This window comes from Thauera sp. (genome assembly GCF_035444905.1).
In the GTDB taxonomy this organism is placed as follows: Bacteria; Pseudomonadota; Gammaproteobacteria; order Burkholderiales; family Rhodocyclaceae; genus Thauera.
The window spans coordinates 1-18,988 of record NZ_DAOMPS010000030.1; the positions used below are offsets into that span (position 1 = coordinate 1).

The following is an 18,988-nucleotide window of genomic DNA, read 5'->3' on the forward strand; positions in this document are numbered from 1 at the left end:
CCGCCGGGCTGTCGCCCAAGTACATGGAGCAGATCTTCCAGATCACCCGCGACGTACGCGACGCCGGCGTGTCCATCCTGCTGGTCGAGCAGCACGCCAAGCAGGCGCTGGCCTTCTGCGACCGCGGCTATGTGCTGGCGACCGGCGCCAACCGCCACGAGGGCACGGGCCAGGCCCTGCTTGCCGATCGCGAAGTGGCCGAGATGTTCCTCGGCGGCTGACAGGACGACTTCATGACCCTGCTCGACTTCCTCAACTTCTACCTGGTGCCGGGCATCGTCCTCGGCGCCATCTATGCGATCGGCGCGATCGGCATCACGCTGGTGTTCGGCATCCTGCGCTTCGCCCACTTCGCCCATGGCGACATGGCCACGCTCGGCGCCTTCATCGCCCTCGCTCTCGTCGCCGGCGGCATGGACCCATGGACGGCGCTGCCGCTGGCGATGGCGGCGACCGCGGTGGTGGCCATTGGCGTGGACAAGGCTTTCTACGACTACCTCAAGGCGCGGCCGAAGATCGTCACCGTGATGGCCTCGCTCGGCGTGGCGCTGATGCTGCGCTCGGTGGTGCAGGTGATGTGGGGCGTGGATCCCAAGACCTACGCCACCGGCATCGTACGGCCAGATTCCTACTTCGGCATCCTGCTTCGCCCGCGCGAGCTCTACACCCTGGCCTCGGTGGTGCTGATCGTGGTCGGGCTCGCGCTCTTCCTGCGCCACTCCAAGTGGGGCAAGGCGATGCGGGCGATGTCCGACAACCCCGACCTGGCCCGCCTGTCCGGGGTGGACAACCGCAAGGTGACGATGCTGACCTGGGCCATCGTCGGCGCGCTGTGCGCGGCCTCCGGCTTCATGCTCGGCATCAACACCGAGCTGCACTCGATGATGGGCTGGCAGCTGCTGCTGCCGATGTTCGCCGCCGCCATCGTCGGCGGGGTAGGGCGGGTCGAGGGAGCGGTGCTCGGCGGCCTGGTGGTGGGCATCGCCGAGGAGCTGTCGATCTTCATCCTGCCGGCGCAGTACAAGGCGGCAACCGCCTTCGCGCTGCTCTTGCTCATCCTGCTCGTCCGCCCGCGCGGCCTGCTCAACGGCAAGGTGCTTTGATGGATCTGCTCGGTCTCGCCAACTACGCGGTCTTCATGGCCATCCTGATCGGGATCTATGCCCTGCTCGCGCTCGGGCTCAACATTCAGTGGGGCTTCACCGGCCTGTTCAATGCCGGCATTGCCGGCTTCTTTGCGATCGGCGCCTACACCTCGGCCATCCTCACCAGCCTGCCGGCGGCGCATCGGCTGGGCGGCTTCGAGCTGCCGATGGTACTTGGCTGGGTGGCGGCGATGCTTGTGGCTGCGGCGATCGCCTGGCCGATCGGCAAGATCTGTCTGCGTTTCCGTTCCGACTACCTGGCGATCGCCACCATCGGCATCGCCGAGATCATCCGCCTGGTGATTCGCACCGAGGGTTGGCTCACCGGCGGCGTGCGCGGCATCACCGGAATCCCGCGCCCCTTCGGCGAGCTGCCCTACATGCAGTCGCAGCTCGCCTATCTGGCGATCGTGGTGGTGCTGGTGCTGATCGCCTACATGCTGGTGGAGCGTCAGGTGAATGCGCCCTGGGGCCGCATGATGCGGGCCATCCGTGACAACGAGAACGCCGCCGCGGCGATGGGCAAGCGGGTGGCCGAGCGCCGCCTGCAGGCCTTCGTCTTCGGTTCGGCGCTGATGGGCCTGGCGGGCGCACTGTTCGTGCATTTCAACCGCTCGATCACGCCCGAGGCGATCGACCCGATGATCGCCACCTTCCTGATCTGGATCATGCTGATCCTGGGCGGCTCGGGGAACAACCGCGGCGCCATCCTGGGTGCGGCGGTGATCTGGATCATCTGGTCGGTGTCCGAACTGCTCACCGACCGCCTGCCGACCGAGGTGGCGATCCAGGCCAAGTACGCCCGGGTCTTCATCATCGGCCTGACGCTGCAGCTGGTGCTGCGCTTCCGCCCCGAGGGCATCCTGCCCGAACGCCACGCCGGCGGTGCGCCGCCGTCGCGGTAAGGCGCTGGGTCGAGCGGCCTTGATGTTTTCAACCCAGGAGGTCCGCAGGACCTCCGATTCAGCCAACACGTGCCACGGCACATTCTGGAGGTGACCCTAGTGAACAAGAAGACCCTTGCAACCCTCGTCGGCGCGCTCCTCGGCGCGGCCGCGTTCGCCACCCCCGCCCACGCGCAGAACGTCAAGATCGGGCTGCTTGGTGGCATTTCGGGCCCGATCGCGGCGATGGCGCCGTCCATGCTCGATGCCTCGCGCCTGGCCATCGCTCAGGTCAATGAACAGGGCGGCATCCTCAATGGCGGCAAGCTCGAGTTTGTTGTTGGCGATGACGCCTGCAACCCGCAGAACGCCACCGACGCCGCCACCAAGGCGGTCAACATCGACCGCGTGATCGCCACCGTCGGTCCGCATTGCTCGGGCGCGGTGCTGGCGGCAGCCAACTCGGTCACGGTGCCGGCCGGCGTGCTGATGGTGACGCCGTCCGGAACCTCGCCCGAGATCACCCGGCTCAACGACAAGGACCTGGTGTTCCGCACCGTGCCGTCCGACGACTACCAGGGCCGCGCGCTCGCCCGCACGCTCAAGGCGCGCGGCATCGACAAGGTGGCGGTCGCCTACCTCAACAACGACTACGGCAAGGGCCTGGCCGAGTCCTTCAAGGCCGAGTTCGAAGCCAATGGCGGGACCATCGCCGGCTACTCCGGGCATGAGGACGGCAAAGCCTCCTACCGCTCCGACCTCGCCCAGCTCGCCCGCGGTGGCGCCGACACCCTGGTGATCTTCGACTATGGCGATGGCACCGGCCTCACCATCCTGCGCCAGGCCCTGGAGAACAACTTCTTCAAGACCTTCATCGGCGCCGACGGCATGAAGTCCGAGGCCGTGATCCGCTCGCTTGGCGAGCAGAACCTCGCGAGCTTCTTCGCCTCGGCGCCGGTCGGCGAAGCCTCGGCCTCGCTCGACGCCTTCCGCGCCGCGTTCTCGGCCGCGGGTGGCAACCCCGATGCGATCTTCACCACCACCTCGTACGACGCCGCCTTCCTGGTCGCGCTCGCGATCGAGAAGGCGGGCGGCGACAAGGCCAAGCTGGCCGAGTCGCTGCGCGCGGTGGCCTCGGCGCCGGGCGAGCCGGTCATGGCTGGCGAGTGGGCCAAGGCCAAGCAGCTGATCGCCGAAGGCAAGGACATCGACTACATGGGCGCCGCCGGCAACCATGAGTTCGATGCCGCCGGCGACGTGCCGGGCAACTACGCCTTCTTCAAGGTCAGCGGCAGCACCTACGAGGCGATCGCCGACATGAAGTGAGCATGAGCGGCGGCGACGCCGTGCAGCGCCGACGAGGGCCGGCCGGGGTGACCCGCCCGGCCCTCGCTGGTTTCTTGAGGCTCACGCGGTCCGGCATTTGCAAAGCCTCACGCTTGCTGGATTGCAAAGGCCGCCTGCATGGCGGATGCTTGAGGCGAAATCGATCGCCGGCCTCCGGTCCGGCCCCCCGTCTGGAGCACTGACTGATGAGACGCCTGCTTGCCTGGGTTTGCAGCTTGCTATCGGCCATTGGCATCACCGCCTGCGACTACATCAACGTGCGCGAGCTGCAGCCGGGGGTGTCGACGGCAGTCGAGGTGCGCGAGCGCTTCGGGCCGCCGCACATGGAGTGGCGCAACGAGGATGGCTCGACGACCTGGGAGTACAGCCGCCAGCCCGAGGGCATCGAGTGCTTCATGATCACCATCGGCACCGACAACATCCTGCGCAGCATCGACCAGGTGCTGAACGAAGCGAGCTTTGCGCGCGTCGAACGCGGCATGAACGGCGATCAGGTGCGGCGCCTGCTCGGCAAGCCGGCTTCCAGCCAGTTCTTCCAGCTCAAGCAGGAGACGGTGTGGGAGTGGAAGTTCGACCACGGCAATAGCACCGGCGGCGACCCGATGTTCTTCACCGTGTCCTTCAACACCGAGGGCCGGGTGACCGGTACGGGACGCTACACGCGCTATCGCCGCTGAAGGAGGAGGATGATGAACACGACCGGGCGACTTGTCTGCGCGGCGAGGCCAGGGCGACTGTCGCTGCTGGACGGGCGCTTGCGCAGTCTGCTGTGGCTGGCGCTCGCCATCCTGTCCCTGCAGCTTGCAGGCTGTGCCGTGTTTGAACCGCCGCGCCCCTACACCACTGAGGCCGAGGCGCTCGCCGAGCGCGGTGAGCCGATGCGGCGCTGGACCAACGACGACGGCACGACCGTGCTCGAGTACGCCACCCAGCCCTACGGCCACACCTGCCTGATGGTGGAGGTCGATCAGGGCGGCATCGTGCTGCGCCAGTGGGATGCGCTGGCGGCCGAGAACCTGGCGCGGGTCGAGCCGGGCATGGACGAGGAGCAGGTGGCGCGCCTGCTCGGCACCCACCGCTCGGTGCAGACCTTCCACCTGTCGGGCGAGGTGGTGTGGGACTGGAACATTCGCAACGACGGCCCGGGTATCGCCACGCTGTTCAATGTGCACTTCATCGATGGCAAGGTGGTGCGCACCAGCCAGACCTACGTGTTCCCGCGCGACGGCGGCATGTTCGGCTTCTGGGGCGGCTACTACCGCGGCCCCTGGGTGTGGGGTGGGCGCTGGGGCTACCCGCGCGGCTTCTATGGCTACCCCTATGCTCATCCCTTCGCCTATCCGTGGATCTGGTAAGCGCGTCGTGCGTCGACAGCCTGCGGCGACGGGCTTGGCAGGCGGCCAGGACAGCCGATAGAATCCGCGTCTTGCCGAGGAGCGCTGCGACCCACCGATCCTGTGCGGGCCAGGCTCGGCAACCGATCAACGGCGCTCACAAACCTTCAGCCGGTTTGTGGCGCCGTTCGCTTTTGTGCGTGGCGTTGCCCGGCGACCGTTGAATGACCGAGGACGACCCATGCAAGCCGATCGCAGCACCGAACTCCGCCAGCTTCTCGCCGAGCGCATCCTGATCCTGGATGGCGCGATGGGCACCATGATCCAGCAGGAAAAGCTGGGCGAGGCGGACTACCGCGGCGAGCGCTTCCTCGATCACCCCAAGGACCTCAAGGGCAACAACGACCTGCTGGTGCTCACGCGCCCGCAGGTCATCGTCGGCATCCATCGCGCCTATCTCGAGGCCGGCGCGGACATCATCGAGACCAACACCTTCAACGCCACCCGCGTGTCGCAGGCGGAGTACGGGCTGGAGGCGCTGGCCTACGAGCTCAACGTCGAGGGCGCGCGCCTGGTGCGCGAGCTGTGCGACGAATACACCGCGAAGAATCCTGCCAAGCCGCGCTACTGCGCCGGCGTGCTCGGGCCGACCTCGCGCACGCTATCGATCTCGCCGGACGTGAACGACCCCGGCTACCGCAACATCAGCTTCGATGCGCTCGCCGACGACTACTACGACTCGGCCAAGGCCCTGCTCGAAGGTGGCGCCGACATCCTGCTGATCGAGACCGTGTTCGACACGCTGAACGCCAAGGCCGCGGTGTTCGCGATCGAGAAGCTGTTTGACGACCTCGGCAAGCGCTGGCCGGTGATGATCTCCGGCACCATCACCGACGCCTCCGGCCGCACGCTGTCGGGCCAGACCGCGGAGGCGTTCTGGAACTCGCTCAGCCACGCGCAGCCGATCAGCTTCGGCCTCAACTGCGCGCTCGGTGCCGACCAGTTGCGCCAGTACGTCGACGAGCTGTCCACCGCCTGCGACACCCATGTGTCCGCCCACCCCAACGCCGGCCTGCCCAACCCGCTGTCGCCCACCGGCTACGACGAGACGCCCGAGCACCTCGCCGGCCAGATCCGCGAGTGGGCGCAGAGCGGCCTGGTGAACATCGTCGGCGGCTGCTGCGGCACCACGCCGGCGCACATCGCGGCGATCGCCGAGGCCGTCGCCGGCCTCGCCCCGCGCGTCGTGCCGACGATCGACAAGAAGCTGCGCCTCTCCGGCCTCGAGCCCTTCAACGTCGGCAGCGATGCGCTGTTCGTCAACGTCGGCGAGCGCACCAACGTCACCGGCTCCAAGGCCTTCGCACGCATGATCCTCGAGGGCCGCTTCGACGACGCGCTCGCGGTGGCGCGCCAGCAGGTCGAGAACGGCGCCCAGGTCATCGACATCAACATGGACGAGGCGATGCTGGACTCGGTCGCCGCCATGGAGCGCTTCTGCAAGCTCATCGCCACCGAGCCGGACATCTCGCGCGTGCCGATCATGCTCGACTCGTCGAAGTGGTCGGTGATCGAGACCGGCCTCAAGTGCATCCAGGGCAAGGGGGTGGTCAACTCGATCTCGATGAAGGAGGGCGAGGCCGAGTTCCTGCGCCAGGCGCGCCTCGCACGCCGCTACGGTGCGGCGGTGATCGTGATGGCCTTCGACGAGCAGGGCCAGGCCGACACCTTCCGCCGCAAGACCGAGATCTGCGAGCGCGCCTACACGCTGCTGGTGAAGCCGGTGGCCGAGGGCGGCGCCGGCTTCCCGCCCGAAGACATCATCTTCGACCCCAATATCTTCGCCATCGCCACCGGCATCGAGGAGCACGACAACTACGCGGTCGACTTCATCAATGCCGTGGCCTGGATCAAGGAGAACCTGCCTTGGGCCAAGACCTCGGGCGGGGTGTCGAACGTGAGCTTCAGCTTCCGCGGCAACGACCCGGTGCGCGAGGCGATCCACACCGTGTTCCTGTACCACGCGATCAAGGCCGGCCTGTCGATGGGCATCGTCAACGCCGGCCAGCTCGGCGTTTATGACGAACTCGACCCGGTACTGCGTGACAAGGTCGAGGACGTGGTGATGAACCGCAAGCCCGGAGCGGGCGAAGCGCTGGTCGAGCTGGCGCAGACGGTGAAGGGCCAGGCCAAGGAGTCCACGCAGGACCTCGCCTGGCGCGCCTGGTCGGTGGAAGAACGCCTGTCGCACGCGCTGGTGAAGGGCATCACCGAGTTCGTCGTCGCCGACACCGAGGAGGTCCGCGCCAGGCTCGAGGCCGAAGGCAAGCCGCCGCTGGCGGTCATCGAAGGCCCGCTGATGGCGGGCATGAGCGTGGTAGGCGACCTCTTCGGCGCGGGCAAGATGTTCCTGCCGCAGGTGGTGAAGTCGGCGCGCGTGATGAAGCAGGCGGTCGCCCACCTCATTCCCTACATCGAGGCCGAGAAGCTGCGCACCGGCGCCAGCAGCAAGGGCCGCATCATCATGGCCACGGTCAAGGGCGACGTGCACGACATCGGCAAGAACATCGTCGGCGTGGTGCTCGGCTGCAACGGCTACGAGGTGATCGACCTCGGCGTGATGGTGCCGGCGGCGAAGATCCTCGAGGCGGCGAAGGAGCACGGCGCGCAGGCGATCGGCCTGTCCGGCCTGATCACGCCCTCGCTGGAAGAGATGAGCCACGTCGCCGCCGAGATGAAGCGCCAGGGCTTTTCCGTGCCGCTCCTGATCGGCGGCGCCACCACCAGCCGCAACCACACCGCGATCAAGATCGCGCCGCACTACGACCAGCCGGTGGTGTACGTACCCGACGCCTCGCGCGCGGTGGGCGTGGTCACCGCCCTGCTGTCCGAGGGCCAGAGCGAGGCCTTCAAGGCCGAGGTCGCGGCCGACTACGAGAAGATCCGCGCCCTGCACGCCAACAAGAAGGGCGTGCAGCTGGTGAGCCTGCAGGCGGCGCGGGCGAATGCCTTCCGCGTCGCCGCCGACTATGAGCCGCCGCGCCCCAACATGCTCGGCGTGCAGGCGATCGACGTCGAGCTTGGCGAGCTGGTGAGCTACATCGACTGGGGCCCCTTCTTCCAGACCTGGGATCTCGCCGGCCGCTTCCCCGCCATCCTCGACGACGAAGTCGTGGGCGAAACCGCGCGTAACGTCTTCCATGACGGCAAGGCGATGCTGGACAGGATCGTCGCCGAGGAGTGGCTGCAGGCCAAGGCGGTGTTCGGCCTCTTCCCCGCCAACGCCGTCGGCGACGACATCGAGATCTACACCGGCGAGGACCGCAAGCACCTGGCCATGGTGTGGCACGGCCTGCGCCAGCAGCACGAGCGCCCGGCGGGCAAGCCGCACTGGTGCCTGGCCGATTTCGTCGCGCCCAAGGCCTCGGGCGTGCCCGACTGGGTCGGCGCCTTCGCGGTGACCGCCGGCCTGGGCATCGAGGCCAGGGTCGCCGGGTTCGAGGCCGCGCACGACGACTACCACGCGATCATGCTGAAGAGCCTGGCCGACCGTCTCGCCGAGGCCTGCGCCGAGTGGCTGCACGAGCGCGTACGCCGCGAGTGCTGGGGCTACGCCGCCGACGAGACGCTGGACAACGAGGCGCTGATCGCCGAACAGTACCGCGGCATCCGCCCGGCGCCGGGCTACCCGGCCTGCCCCGACCACACGGTCAAGGGCCCGCTGTTCGAGCTGCTCGGCGCGCGCGAGCGCATCGGCATGGAACTCACCGAGAGCTACGCGATGATGCCGGCCGCGGCGGTGAGCGGTTTCTACTTCGCCCACCCCGACAGCCACTACTTCGCCATCCCCAAGATCGGCCGCGACCAGCTCGAGGACTGGGCGCGTCGCACCGGCATGGAGGTCGAAGAGGCGGCGCGCTGGCTGGCGCCGCTGCTCTGATCGCAGGCCTGCAGGCCCGCTGCGTCGGGCGGGCCTGTACCCCCTTGTGCGGCCTGCGCGCGGCGCGTGCGCGACGAGATCACGCCGGGGCCCCACTTCCGGGCGTGTATCATCGGCAGTCGCTCATTCAAACAGGGGCTGACATGGCAACCGTCGAACTCACCGGCGACAACTTCAACGATACGGTTTCGCAGAACCCGATCGTCTTTCTCGATTTCTGGGCCGCCTGGTGCGGTCCCTGCCGCAACTTTGCGCCGACCTACGAGGCGGCCTCCGAGGCCAACCCCGACATCGTGTTCGGCAAGATCGACACCGAGGCCCAGCAGGACCTCGCCGCCGCCTTCCAGATCCGCTCCATCCCCACGATCGCGGTGATCCGCGAGGGCGTGATGGTGTTCCGCGAGTCCGGCGCGCTGCCGGCGAACGCGCTGAACCAGGTGATCGAGGGCGTGCGCGGTCTCGACATGGACCAGGTGCGCGCCGAGATCAGCGCTCAGCAGGCCGCACAGCAGCAAAGCTGAGCGATTCGCTGCTGCCGGCAGCCTGATGGTGGATGGCCTGCATGGCCGGATGCGACAGCCGGCGCTCGGTGGTGATCGCGTACACCTGGCTGCGGACCTCGGCGATCTCGCCCAGCGCCTCCACGTCGTACTGCCGGCAGACATGGTCGGCGATCGAGCTTGGTGCGACGAATGCGCCTGCACCGCTCTGGCCGAAGGCCTTCATCAGGGCGCTGTCATCGAATTCGGCGACGATGGAGGGGCGCACGCGCTGCGTGTCGAACCATTGCAGCAGCGCAGCGCGGTGCACGACGTCCTCACCCGGCAGCAGGAAGGGGGCGCCGTCGAGGCTGGCGGGAAAGCCGTCCCGCAGGCGCGCCGCCAGCGCAGCCGCGGCGAACACCGTCAGCGAACTCTCACTGAGCAGGGTGCTGTGGCCGCGCACGCTGACATTGGGCGGGATCGGTCGGTCGGCGATCACGAGATCGAGCCGATGCACCGCGAGCTCGGCGAGCAGTTCCGCGAGCGGTGCCTCGCGGCATACCAGGCGGCCCGGGCGCTCAACGTGCAGGGCCGGCTCGATCAGGCGATGGACGACCGACTTGGGCATCGAGTCGGGGAAACCGATGCGAAAGGGCAGGCTGCGCCGCAGGCTGTCGTCGCGCAGCACGTCCGCGATCTGGTCGCCAAGCGCAAAAATCTGCTCCGCATGGCCGAGGATGCGTTCGCCCGCCTCGGTCAGCGCCAGCCGGCGGCCGACCCGGCGAAAGAGGCTGACGCCGAGCGCCGCCTCGAAGGTGGCGAGCTGGGCGCTGATCGAATGGGGCGCCAGGTTCAACACCCGGCCCGCCTCGGCAATCGTGCCCACCCGCGCCACCGTCCAGAAGTAGCGCAAGTGCTTGTAGTTGAGTTCAGTCATCATCGCGCTGGCCTCGTTCCGTCGAAAAAAGCGATTCAATGACTAACACTAATCGACTTTTTATGAGAACTGTTCTCCTTTAGTCTGCAGCTGTCTGCAGCGCCGTCGGGGTCTCCCAACCCGGCTGACCCGGGCCTTGCAGCCATCCCGACACAAGAAGGAGACAGCATCATGCGCCACTACGACACCGACAGCACCCCTGCCGCCGCCCGCATCCTTGCCCTCACCGTGCTGGCCGACGGTGGCCTCGACCACACCGAGCTCGACACCCTGATGCACACCGACCTTGCCCGCCGGCTGGGTATCGGCAGCGTGGAGTTCGAGCGCATCCTGCGCGAGTACTGCGACGACCTGCTGCTCGGTGCCCACTACATGGACGGCATGCGCCTGAAGCTTGCCGACGAGGTGCTGGACCAGATCCTCGAGGATATCGCCGAGCCCGCGCTGCAGCAGGCGCTGCTGCGCGCCATGCAGGACATCGTAAGCGCCGACGGGGTGGAAACGGCCGCCGAGGTCGAGGTGCTGGCGCGTGCGCTGGAAAAGTGGAGCATGCGCGGCGCACCCGCCAGGCTGAACTGAATGGACGGGTCCGGGACGCCGCACGGCGCGGCGGCCCGGACCCTCCGGCAATGCCAGGGCCCGGGAGGCCGACATGGATAGGGCGAAGAGCACACATTCTGCGGATCACGACAATCATCTCGGCGAGCGCGTCGACGACCCCCTGATCGATCGCCTGCACTGGGTCATCCGCCAGGCGATCCGCGTGCTTGCCGTGCTGATGGTGGCGGTGATTCTGTGGACGGTCGCCGACGTCGTGCTGGTGCTGTACGAGAAGCTGTCGACCCCGCCCTTCCTGCTGCTCGACCTCAACGACATCTTCGTCGTGTTCGCCGCCTTTCTGGCGGTGCTGATCGCGATCGAGATCTTCGTCAACATCACCCTCTACCTGCGTGACGACGTCATCCACGTCAAGCTCGTCATCGCGACCGCGCTGATGGCGATCGCGCGCAAGGTGATCGTGCTCGACCTGAGTACGCTCGAGCCGATGTACCTCTTCGCGATCGGCGTCATCGTGCTGGCGCTGGGCGTGACCTACTGGATGGTATCGCTGCGCCCGGGCAACTGAAGAGCCGGGCGCGCGTCATCACTCGAACAGCGCGCCCACGCTCTGACCGCTGTGGATGCGCTCGATGGCGGCGGCAAACAGCGGCGCCACGTTGAGCACGGTCAGCTTGTCGAGGCGCCTTTCGGCCGGCACGCTCACCGTGTTGGTGACGACGATGGAGTCGATCGCCGCCGCACCCAGGCGTTCGATCGCCGGCCCGCACAGCACGCCGTGGGTCGCCGCTGCATGCACGCTCTTGGCGCCGGCCGCGCGCAGCGTGTCCACCGAGGACACGAGGGTGCCGCCGGTGGCGATCTCGTCCTCGAAGATGACCACGTCGCGCCCAGCGACCTCACCCACCACATGGCCCTGCTTGACCGCGGTGTCCGACACCCGGCGCTTGTCGATGATGGCCATCGGGATGCCGAGCTTCTCCGAGAAGCGCCCGGTGCGCTTGGCGCCGCCCGCGTCGGTGGCGACCGCGACCATGTTCGACAGGTCGTAGTGGTTGCGGAAGTGCTCGGCGATCAGCGACACGGCGGTCAGATGGTCGACCGGCACGCTGAAGAAGCCATGGACCTGGTCGGCGTGCAGGTCCATCGTCAGCACGCGGTCGGCGCCGGCGGTGCGCAGCAAGTCGGCGATCAGCCTGCCGGTGATCGAGATCCGTGGCGCGTCCTTCTTGTCCGAGCGGGCATAGGAGTAATAGGGAATCACCGCGGTGATGCGCTGCGCCGAGGCACTGCGCAGCGCATCGAGGGTGATCAGCAGCTCCATGATGTGCTCGCTCACCGGCTGGGTGAAGGACTGCAGCACGAAGACGTCGCGCTCGCGCACGTTCTCCTGCACCTGCACGCGCAGGTTGTCGTTGGAGAAGCGCGAGATGTCGAGCTGCCCCGGACGCATGCCCAGGCGCTGGCTGATGTCGCAGGCCAGCTCGCGGCTGGCGTTACAGGCGAAGATCTGGAGGCCGTGCTTGATCATCGATCGAATTCTCCGTCGTGGCGGGGCGCGCAGGCCTGCGCGGCGTGGGGTGGAAGGCGGACGCGGCGGTCGGCCCGACGCGCGGTCGCCGTAATGCTACGGGAAGATGGCACCCGAGGCGTGGCCGCGCTTGCGTCGGCCGCGCTTTTGCCACATCTTTGCGACACAACACGGCGGGGGAGACAGCACCCTCAGAATCGGCCAAACCCGCCCGGCCGAATGTCCAGCACGGGAGTGTCGATGGACGAGCGGCCCTATTCGCTTGCGCGCCTGCGGGGGGATTCTTTCGGCGGCCTGACCGCCGGCGTCGTCGCCCTGCCTCTGGCGCTCGCCTTCGGCGTGGCCTCCGGTGCGGGCGCGGCGGCCGGGCTGTACGGTGCCATCGTGCTCGGCCTGGCGGCGGCGCTGCTGGGCGGCACCCGGATGCAGATCTCGGGGCCGACCGGGCCGATGACCGTGGTGTTTGCCGCGGCGCTGATCGCCGTCGGCGGCGACCTCGGCCTGGCCATGGGGGCGGTCGTCATTGGCGGGCTGGTGCAGATCGGCCTCGGCCTGCTGCGCGCGGGCGGCCTGGTACGCTTCATTCCCTATCCGGTGGTGTCGGGCTTCATGAGTGGCATCGGCATCATCATCATCGCCCTGCAGTGCGCGCCGCTGCTGGGCGCGCCGCCGGCGTCCTCGCCGCTGGCGGCGATCATCGCGCTGCCCGCTGCGCTGCGCGCGATCAACGGCGAGGCGGTCCTGCTCGGCTTCCTGACCCTGGTGATCGTGTTCCGCACGCCGATGAGCATCAGCCGCGTCGTGCCGGCACCGCTCGTCGCCCTGCTGGCGATGACCGCGCTGTCGGCGCTGGCCGGCTTCGAAGTGCCGGTGATCGGCCAGATCCCGAGCGGACTGCCCGAGCTGACGCTGCCGAGCGTTTCGCTGGAGATGTGGACCACGCTGCTGGTGCTCGGCATCACCCTGGGCATGCTCGGCAGCATCGACAGCCTGCTGACCTCGCTGGTGGCCGACTCGGTGACGCGCACCCGCCACGACTCCAATCGCGAGCTGATCGGCCAGGGCATCGGCAACATGCTGTGCGCCTTCGTCGGCGGCCTGCCCGGGGCGGGCGCGACCATGCGCACCGTGGTCAACATCAAATCGGGCGGGCGGGGGCGGCCGTCGGGCGTGGTCCATGCGCTGTTCCTGCTCGCGCTGCTGCTCGGCGCCGGGCCGATGGCGAGTCAGATCCCGCTCGCGGTGCTGGCCGGCATCCTGATCAAGGTCGGCGTCGATATCCTCGACTACCGCCTGCTCAAGCTGGTCCGTGGCGCGCCGCGCGCCGACGTCGCGGTGATGGCGGCGGTGTTCCTGCTCACCGTGCTGGTCGACCTGATCGTCGCGGTCGGGGCGGGGGTGATGCTGTCGATGGGGCTGATCATCCATCGGCTCGTCGGCCAGGCACGCTTTCGCGTGTGGCCGCTGCCGCGTGCGGCGGCCGGCGAGGCAGGCGCGGCGGGCGGCGTGAGCCAGAGCGAGGCGGACATGGACAGCGGGGTACGCGTGATCGAGGTCGGCGGCCCCTTCTTCTTCGGCTCGACCAGCCAGCTGCTCGACCGCGTCGATCAGGTGATCGGCACGCGGGTGGCGGTGTTCGACTGCAGCCGCGTGCCTTTCATGGACCTGTCGGCGCAGTTCGCCCTCGAGGAGATGGTCGAGCGCCTGAAGGCGCAGTCGATCGCGGTCTTCATCGTCGTGCCGCCGGCGATCCAGGCCGAGCTGATGCGCCTGCGCGCCCCGCACCTGCCGGCGGCGCTGCTGCGCAGCGACCTCGATGCGGCGCTGGGCGAGGCGCGCGCCCTGGTGGCCTGAACGCCGCAGGCGGGGCTTGGCGCCCGGTGGCCGCGGGTGCATGCTGCATGCCGGGTGAGGGGCGTGTCGGAGGGCAGCGGTGTCAGGGATCTTCATCAGCCACAGCAGTCGCGACCGCCTGGCGGCAGAGGCGATGGCTGCGCGGCTGCGCGAGCAGGGCTACCAGTCACTGTTTCTCGATTTCGATCCCGCGGACGGCATTCCCGCCGGCCGCGACTGGGAGCGCGAGATCTATGCCCGGCTGCGCACCTGCAGCGGCGTGGTGGTGCTGTGCAGCACGCACTCGATGGCGTCGGACTGGTGCTTCGCCGAGATCACCCATGCGCGTGCGCTCGGCAAGCGGCTGTTCCCGGTGGTGATCGACGAGTGCAGCCTGCGCCCGCTGCTGCTCGACACCCAGGTGGTCGATCTGCGCGCCGACGCCGAGGAAGGCTACGCGCGCCTGTGGCGCGGCATGCGCAGCGCCGGCCTGGACCCGGCCGACAGCTTCGCGTGGGAGAGTGGGCGCGCGCCCTATCCCGGCCTCGCACCCTTCCAGGCGGCCGACGCCGCGGTGTATTTCGGCCGCGATCAGGAGCAGCGCCGCTGCCTCGACACCCTGGCGCAGATGCGCCGCTACGGCGGTGAGCGCCTGCTGGTGGTGGTGGGCGCTTCGGGCAGCGGCAAGTCCTCGCTGGTGCGCGCGGGCGTGTTGCCGCGCATCGCGCGCATGGCGGAGTGGCGCGTGCTCGGACCGATGCGACCGCTGCGCCGGCCCGATGAGGAGCTCGCCCGCCTGCTGCCGCAGGAGCGGCCCGCGCCCGCCAGTGCCCCGGCCGCGCTCGGGGAGGCGCTGGCGTCAGCCTTCGCCGCCGAGCCGGAGCGGCCGGCGGTGTTGCTGGTGCTCGACCAGCTCGAGGAGCTCCTCACCACCAGCGAGCCCGAGGCCGCGGCGCGCTTCGTGCAGGCCCTGCGCGTGGCGCTCGCGCCCGAGAGCGGCGAGCTCTACTGCCTCGCGACCCTGCGTGCGGACTACCTGGCTGCCTTGCAGGCCCTGCCGCTATGGGGGGCGCTGCCCTTCCGCCAGCAGCCGCTGGCGCCGATGGACGCCAGCCATTTCGCCGAGATCATCAGCGGTCCGGCGCGCGTTGCCGGGCTCGAACTGGAGGAGGGGCTGGTCGAGGCGCTGGCGCACGACACCGGCCGCCCCGACGCGCTACCGCTGCTCGCGTTCACGCTGAACCGGCTGTGGCGCGATTTCGGCGATGACCGCCGCATCACGCTCGACGAGTACCGTGAGCGCTTCGGCGGCCTGGAGGGCGCGATCCGCCACGAAGCCGAGGCGGTGCTCGGTGCCCTCGCGCCTGGCGACGAGGCGCTCGGTGCGCTGCGCCGTGCCTTTCGCCAGCTGGTGCGGGTCGAACCCGAGGGCGGCTACACGCGCCGCGCGGCGCGCTGGCAGGATCTGCCCGCCGCCGCGCACCCGCTGCTCGAGGCCCTCGTCGCCGCCCGCCTGCTGGTGGCTGGCCGGGACGAGGGTGGGGCACGCATGCTGGAGGTGGCCCACGAGGCCTTGTTCCGCGCCTGGGATCTGCTGCGCCGCTGGCTCGACGAGGACCGTGTGTTCCTGCTCTGGCGCCAGCACGCGCTGCCGGCAGCCGAGGCCTGGCAGCGTGCGGCCGACGACGCCGGCCTGCTGCTGCGTGGCGGACCGCTCGTCGAGGCGCAGCGCTGGCGGGCCGAGCGCGCCGACGAGCTGGGCGAGACCCTGCACCGTTACATCGACGCAAGTGCCGCCGCGGTGCGACGGCTACGCCGGCGCCAGGTGGGCGCGCGCGCCGGGCTGGCGGTGCTGCTGCTGGCCTCGGCCGCGCTCGGCGCCGGATTCTGGCAGCAGCAGCGCGAGGCCGCGCGTCAACGCATCGACAGCTACTGGAGCGGGGCGCTGTCGGCACGCGACGCCGGCGACGACGCCTTGCGTGCGGCCCACTACCTCGCGCGCGCGGCCGACCTCGGCGGCGCGGGGGTGGCGCGCGACAACGCCCTCATTGCAATCGGTCAGCTCGCCGGCGGCGTCGAGCTGACGGGCGAGATAGCCCTGCCGGCTGCGCCGGATGGCGTGCGAGTGGGGACAGCCGGCCGCGCTGGTGCGGGCGAGCGCGAGGGAGCCGACGCGCAAGGGGCAGCTTCCCGCGCGCGCGTGGTGTTGGCCTGGCGCGGCCGCGAGGCCTGGCTGCACGGGCTCGCCGACGGCCGCCTGCGGGCTCGCCACGACCACCCGGATGTGGTGGTGGAGAGCCTTGTGCTGGGCGGGGGCGAAGTGCTGACCCGCGACGCGGCGGGCGGTGTGTGGCTGTGGGGCGGCGAGGCGCCGGCGCGCGCGCTCGCCCAGGGCGGGGTGGCGCGCATGGCCGTCGACCGCGAGGGCGGGCAGCTTGCGGGCTGGGGCGGTGACGGCGTGCGCCTGTGGACCCTGCCCGCTGGCACGCCCGCGCGCCATGCGCTTGGGGGCCGCGCCATCGCTGGCGCCGCCTTTGTCGATGGCGGTGGTCTGCTGGCGTGGACGGCGGCCGGACAGTTCTGGCGCGTGGACGCCGCGGGGGTGGCGGCCGAGTGGCAGGGCGGGTGTGCGCCGCGCGGGGTGGAGCTCGCCGCCGACGGCCGCAGCGCGATCAGTTTCTGCGACACCAGCCTGCTGCGCCACGACCTCGCCGAGGGCAGGGTGAGTGCGCGCTGGAGCTCGCCCGAGCTGATCGACGGCGTGCGCTTCGATGCCGATGCGGGTCTGGTGGTGTCGTGGAGTGCCGGTCGCGGGCGTGTGCGCGTGTGGCAGGCGGTCGATGGCATGCCGCGCTTCGAGCATCCGCTCGATCGCGAGGGCAGCCTGTCGCGCGTGCTGCTGCTGCCGGGGGCGGGCAGGCTGCTGACCGCGGGCGCCGATGGCTGGCTCGAGGTGTGGGACCTGGCGCTGGGCGAGCTGGCCGCGCGCGGCCGCCATCATCGCGACGAGGCGCCGGTGCTGGCCGTGGCCAATGCCGATGGCACCCGGGTGCTGGCCTGGAGCCGGGTGGCGGGGGCACGGTTGTGGGACGCCGGCACGCTGACACCGCTGAGCCTGCCGCTGCAGCACGTCGGTCGCGTCATCGGCGCCGTGTTCGAGGATGCTTTCGATCGCACATTCGACGATGGACTCGATGATGGAAGCGGTGTTGCGCGCGGCGACAGCGGCGGCGCGATCCTGAGCTGGGCGGACGACGGCAGCGTGCGCCTGTGGCGGCGGCAGCCGGCGCTAGAAGCCACTGCGCCCGCGGCGCCGGGCGGGGCAGCAGCCCTGCCGCGGCCGCAGGCGCCCGATGCGGCGCTAAAGGCGCGGCTCGATGCGCTCGGCCTGCACGGCTACCAGTTACTGCACGCGCAGGGCGAGCAGTGGCTGCTTGCAGCGGGCCCGCTGGTGCGCCGCCTCGGCCCCGGTGACCGCCTGTCGCCGCCGCTCGCGCTCGACGAGGGCGCGCGCGGCGGTGCGCTCCTTGGCGACGGTCGCGTCGTGCTGTGGGGCAACAGCAGCGTGCGGCTGTGGGATGCGGATGGCGGCCGCCCGCTCAGCGCCGTGCTGCGCTCGGACGTGCTGTTTCCCGAGCATGGCGCGGTCGATGGTGGGCTGCTTGCCGCGGACGAATTGCAGGCGCGGCGCTGGCGCTGGCCGCTGGCCGACATCGGCAGCGCCGGCGTGGCGCAGTGGCTTGCGCTCGGGAATGCGACGACGATGGATGAACAGGGCGCGATTCGCACCCTGGCGGGTGCGGATTGGTGTGAACGCATGCGCAGGGCGCAACGCGCGGCAAGCGCCGCCTGCAGCCCATGACGGAGCGCTTGCGGCCATGCCCCTGCGGCGGCGCGGCCGTGGCGGGGGCCCGTCCAGCGCGCTTCACTGCACCAGCACGACCGACTCCGACCAGGCGCCGACCCAGTCGCCGCCCTCGTCCCACACCCGCACCTGCAACTGGTGGCGGCCCGCAGAGGGCTGCGCGCGCTCGTCACGGCCGTCCCAGCGCTGCGCCGGCAGGCTCTCGACGCGGCTGTCGCGCTGCACCGGGCCGATGCGCTCGCCCTTGACGTAGCGCTTGCGCACACCGTCCGGGCTTTGTGACACCTGCATGAACTCGACCGCGGCGTGGTCGAAATCGGAGCGCGAATGGAAGGCGTAGCGGGCGGTGTCGCCGCGTGCCGGGCGCATCAGGCCGGGGTCGAACTCGAGCCGGTCGACCGCCACCGAACCCACCGCGCGCGGGCCGATGCCCAGGCCATGGACGTTGAAGCCGTCGATCGTCTGCTGCCCGGTTTCGAGGTCGGCAGCGGTGAGCGCGATCACCGCCGGCCTGAGGCTGTCGCCGAGGAAGGGTGGCAGCTCGAAGCGCAGCACATGACGGCCGAGACCGAACTGGTCGAGGCGGTAGCTGACGGTCTCGGCGCCCGGGATCGCGATGCGCAGCAGCACCCGCCCGGGGCGCTGCTGGGCGTAATCGACCACCACCGGCCAGCCGCCGCGCACCAGCCCGCGCACACCGAAGGCGCTGGCGTTGAACTGGGGGGCGAGCTGCGGGCCGTCGCGCAGCAGCTCGCGCGTGCCGGCGGACTCGTCGCGCGTCTCGGTCTTTTCCTGCGCCAGGGTCTTGCCGATCGCAAACAGCGCTGCCGCACCGACGACGATCGCCGGGATCAGCCAGTTTCGGCTGCCGCCCGCCGGGCGACGGTCATCGCCGCCGTAGTCGCCGCCATCGCCGCCGCCGTAATTGCCGCCGCCCGCGTCGTCATAGGACTGGTTGGGTGGAGCATCGCGGGTCTGCGCGAGAAGCGTGGGGGCGGCTGTGATGGCCGGCGGGGTGCCGAGCCGCCCGGGCACCGGGTCGAGGTCTTGCGCCCTTGTCATGGGCGGCAGCGTGGCCAGCGCGAGGCCGAGGGCCAGGCACAGACTGCGGTACGCGCGGGCGGGCTTCATC

At 69.9% G+C, this 18,988-nt stretch carries 14 protein-coding genes, 1 pseudogene and 1 riboswitch; of the genes and pseudogenes, 12 read left to right on the forward strand and 3 right to left on the reverse strand.

The features are described 5' to 3' along the window. From PLC66_RS13660 to trxA, 8 genes and pseudogenes are all read left to right on the forward strand, one after another. A pseudogene (locus PLC66_RS13660) lies at positions 1–221 on the forward strand (ABC transporter ATP-binding protein); the annotation flags it as partial. A gap of 12 nt (positions 222–233) precedes the next feature. After that, positions 234–1,103: a branched-chain amino acid ABC transporter permease gene (locus PLC66_RS13665; RefSeq protein WP_324541317.1), complete on the forward strand. Its 870-nt coding sequence runs from the start codon at positions 234–236 to the stop codon at positions 1,101–1,103. After that, a complete protein-coding gene (locus tag PLC66_RS13670; protein ID WP_324541319.1) occupies positions 1,103–2,050 on the forward strand; it encodes a branched-chain amino acid ABC transporter permease in 948 nt (315 codons plus the stop codon). Before PLC66_RS13665 ends, PLC66_RS13670 begins: the two co-directional genes overlap by 1 nt. Before the next feature lie 99 nt (positions 2,051–2,149). After that, on the forward strand, positions 2,150–3,355 hold the full coding sequence (locus PLC66_RS13675) for an ABC transporter substrate-binding protein (RefSeq protein WP_324541321.1): 1,206 nt from the start codon (positions 2,150–2,152) through the stop codon (positions 3,353–3,355). Between the two features lie 206 nt (positions 3,356–3,561). Then, on the forward strand, positions 3,562–4,053 hold the full coding sequence (locus PLC66_RS13680) for an outer membrane protein assembly factor BamE domain-containing protein (protein WP_324541323.1): 492 nt from the start codon (positions 3,562–3,564) through the stop codon (positions 4,051–4,053). Between the two features lie 12 nt (positions 4,054–4,065). After that, on the forward strand, positions 4,066–4,731 hold the full coding sequence (locus tag PLC66_RS13685) for a hypothetical protein (RefSeq protein ID WP_324541325.1): 666 nt from the start codon (positions 4,066–4,068) through the stop codon (positions 4,729–4,731). Between the two features lie 70 nt (positions 4,732–4,801). Then, positions 4,802–4,876, forward strand: a riboswitch (S-adenosyl-L-homocysteine riboswitch). Positions 4,877–4,951: 75 nt separating this feature from the next. Then, positions 4,952–8,650, forward strand: a complete 3,699-nt coding sequence (gene metH / locus PLC66_RS13690) for a methionine synthase (RefSeq protein ID WP_324541327.1) — start codon at positions 4,952–4,954, stop codon at positions 8,648–8,650. A 143-nt stretch (positions 8,651–8,793) separates the two neighbouring features. After that, on the forward strand, positions 8,794–9,171 hold the full coding sequence (trxA, locus tag PLC66_RS13695; protein WP_324541329.1) for a thioredoxin: 378 nt from the start codon (positions 8,794–8,796) through the stop codon (positions 9,169–9,171). Here the strand turns inward: trxA and PLC66_RS13700 are convergent. After that, complete coding sequence (locus tag PLC66_RS13700; RefSeq protein WP_503012213.1) at positions 9,137–10,069, reverse strand: LysR family transcriptional regulator; 933 nt, start codon at positions 10,067–10,069, stop codon at positions 9,137–9,139. The two genes, trxA and PLC66_RS13700, sit on opposite strands and share 35 nt — an antisense overlap. A gap of 171 nt (positions 10,070–10,240) precedes the next feature. On the opposite strand from PLC66_RS13700, the gene PLC66_RS13705 reads away from it, so the two are divergent. Then, a complete protein-coding gene (locus PLC66_RS13705; protein ID WP_324541333.1) occupies positions 10,241–10,648 on the forward strand; it encodes a TerB family tellurite resistance protein in 408 nt (135 codons plus the stop codon). Between the two features lie 73 nt (positions 10,649–10,721). Beyond that, positions 10,722–11,195 carry a phosphate-starvation-inducible PsiE family protein gene (locus PLC66_RS13710; protein WP_324541335.1) on the forward strand — a complete coding sequence of 158 codons (474 nt, stop codon included), beginning with the start codon at positions 10,722–10,724 and terminating at the stop codon, positions 11,193–11,195. An 18-nt stretch (positions 11,196–11,213) separates the two neighbouring features. On the opposite strand, the gene PLC66_RS13715 is transcribed toward PLC66_RS13710, so the two are convergent. Continuing rightward, the gene (locus PLC66_RS13715) at positions 11,214–12,158 is read right to left on the reverse strand and encodes a ribose-phosphate diphosphokinase (protein WP_324541336.1); all 945 of its coding nucleotides are present in this window, start codon (positions 12,156–12,158) and stop codon (positions 11,214–11,216) included. Between the two features lie 219 nt (positions 12,159–12,377). Here PLC66_RS13715 and PLC66_RS13720 point away from each other — a divergent pair, with 219 nt between their 5' ends. Both PLC66_RS13720 and PLC66_RS13725 read left to right on the forward strand, forming a co-directional pair. After that, positions 12,378–14,012 (forward strand): SulP family inorganic anion transporter, encoded by a 1,635-nt coding sequence (locus PLC66_RS13720; RefSeq protein ID WP_324541338.1) that lies wholly within the window; start codon positions 12,378–12,380, stop codon positions 14,010–14,012. Between the two features lie 79 nt (positions 14,013–14,091). Then, positions 14,092–17,853 (forward strand): nSTAND1 domain-containing NTPase, encoded by a 3,762-nt coding sequence (locus PLC66_RS13725; RefSeq protein WP_324541340.1) that lies wholly within the window; start codon positions 14,092–14,094, stop codon positions 17,851–17,853. 63 nt (positions 17,854–17,916) lie between these two features. Here PLC66_RS13725 and PLC66_RS13730 read toward each other — a convergent pair whose 3' ends face one another. Further along, entirely contained in the window at positions 17,917–18,987 is a 1,071-nt protein-coding gene (locus tag PLC66_RS13730) for a hypothetical protein (RefSeq protein WP_324541342.1), read from the reverse strand. Between the last annotated feature and the right edge of the window lies 1 nt (position 18,988).

Coding starts and splice junctions, on each gene's coding strand:
- PLC66_RS13720 (WP_324541338.1), top strand. CDS start 12,378: ATGTCCAGCACGGGAGTGTCGATGGACGAGCGGCCCTATTCGCTTGCG.
- PLC66_RS13680 (WP_324541323.1), top strand. CDS start 3,562: ATGAGACGCCTGCTTGCCTGGGTTTGCAGCTTGCTATCGGCCATTGGC.
- PLC66_RS13710 (WP_324541335.1), top strand. CDS start 10,722: ATGGATAGGGCGAAGAGCACACATTCTGCGGATCACGACAATCATCTC.
- PLC66_RS13700 (WP_503012213.1), bottom strand. CDS start 10,069: ATGACTGAACTCAACTACAAGCACTTGCGCTACTTCTGGACGGTGGCG.
- PLC66_RS13715 (WP_324541336.1), bottom strand. CDS start 12,158: ATGATCAAGCACGGCCTCCAGATCTTCGCCTGTAACGCCAGCCGCGAG.
- metH (WP_324541327.1), top strand. CDS start 4,952: ATGCAAGCCGATCGCAGCACCGAACTCCGCCAGCTTCTCGCCGAGCGC.
- trxA (WP_324541329.1), top strand. CDS start 8,794: ATGGCAACCGTCGAACTCACCGGCGACAACTTCAACGATACGGTTTCG.
- PLC66_RS13665 (WP_324541317.1), top strand. CDS start 234: ATGACCCTGCTCGACTTCCTCAACTTCTACCTGGTGCCGGGCATCGTC.
- PLC66_RS13730 (WP_324541342.1), bottom strand. CDS start 18,987: ATGAAGCCCGCCCGCGCGTACCGCAGTCTGTGCCTGGCCCTCGGCCTC.
- PLC66_RS13670 (WP_324541319.1), top strand. CDS start 1,103: ATGGATCTGCTCGGTCTCGCCAACTACGCGGTCTTCATGGCCATCCTG.
- PLC66_RS13705 (WP_324541333.1), top strand. CDS start 10,241: ATGCGCCACTACGACACCGACAGCACCCCTGCCGCCGCCCGCATCCTT.
- PLC66_RS13685 (WP_324541325.1), top strand. CDS start 4,066: ATGAACACGACCGGGCGACTTGTCTGCGCGGCGAGGCCAGGGCGACTG.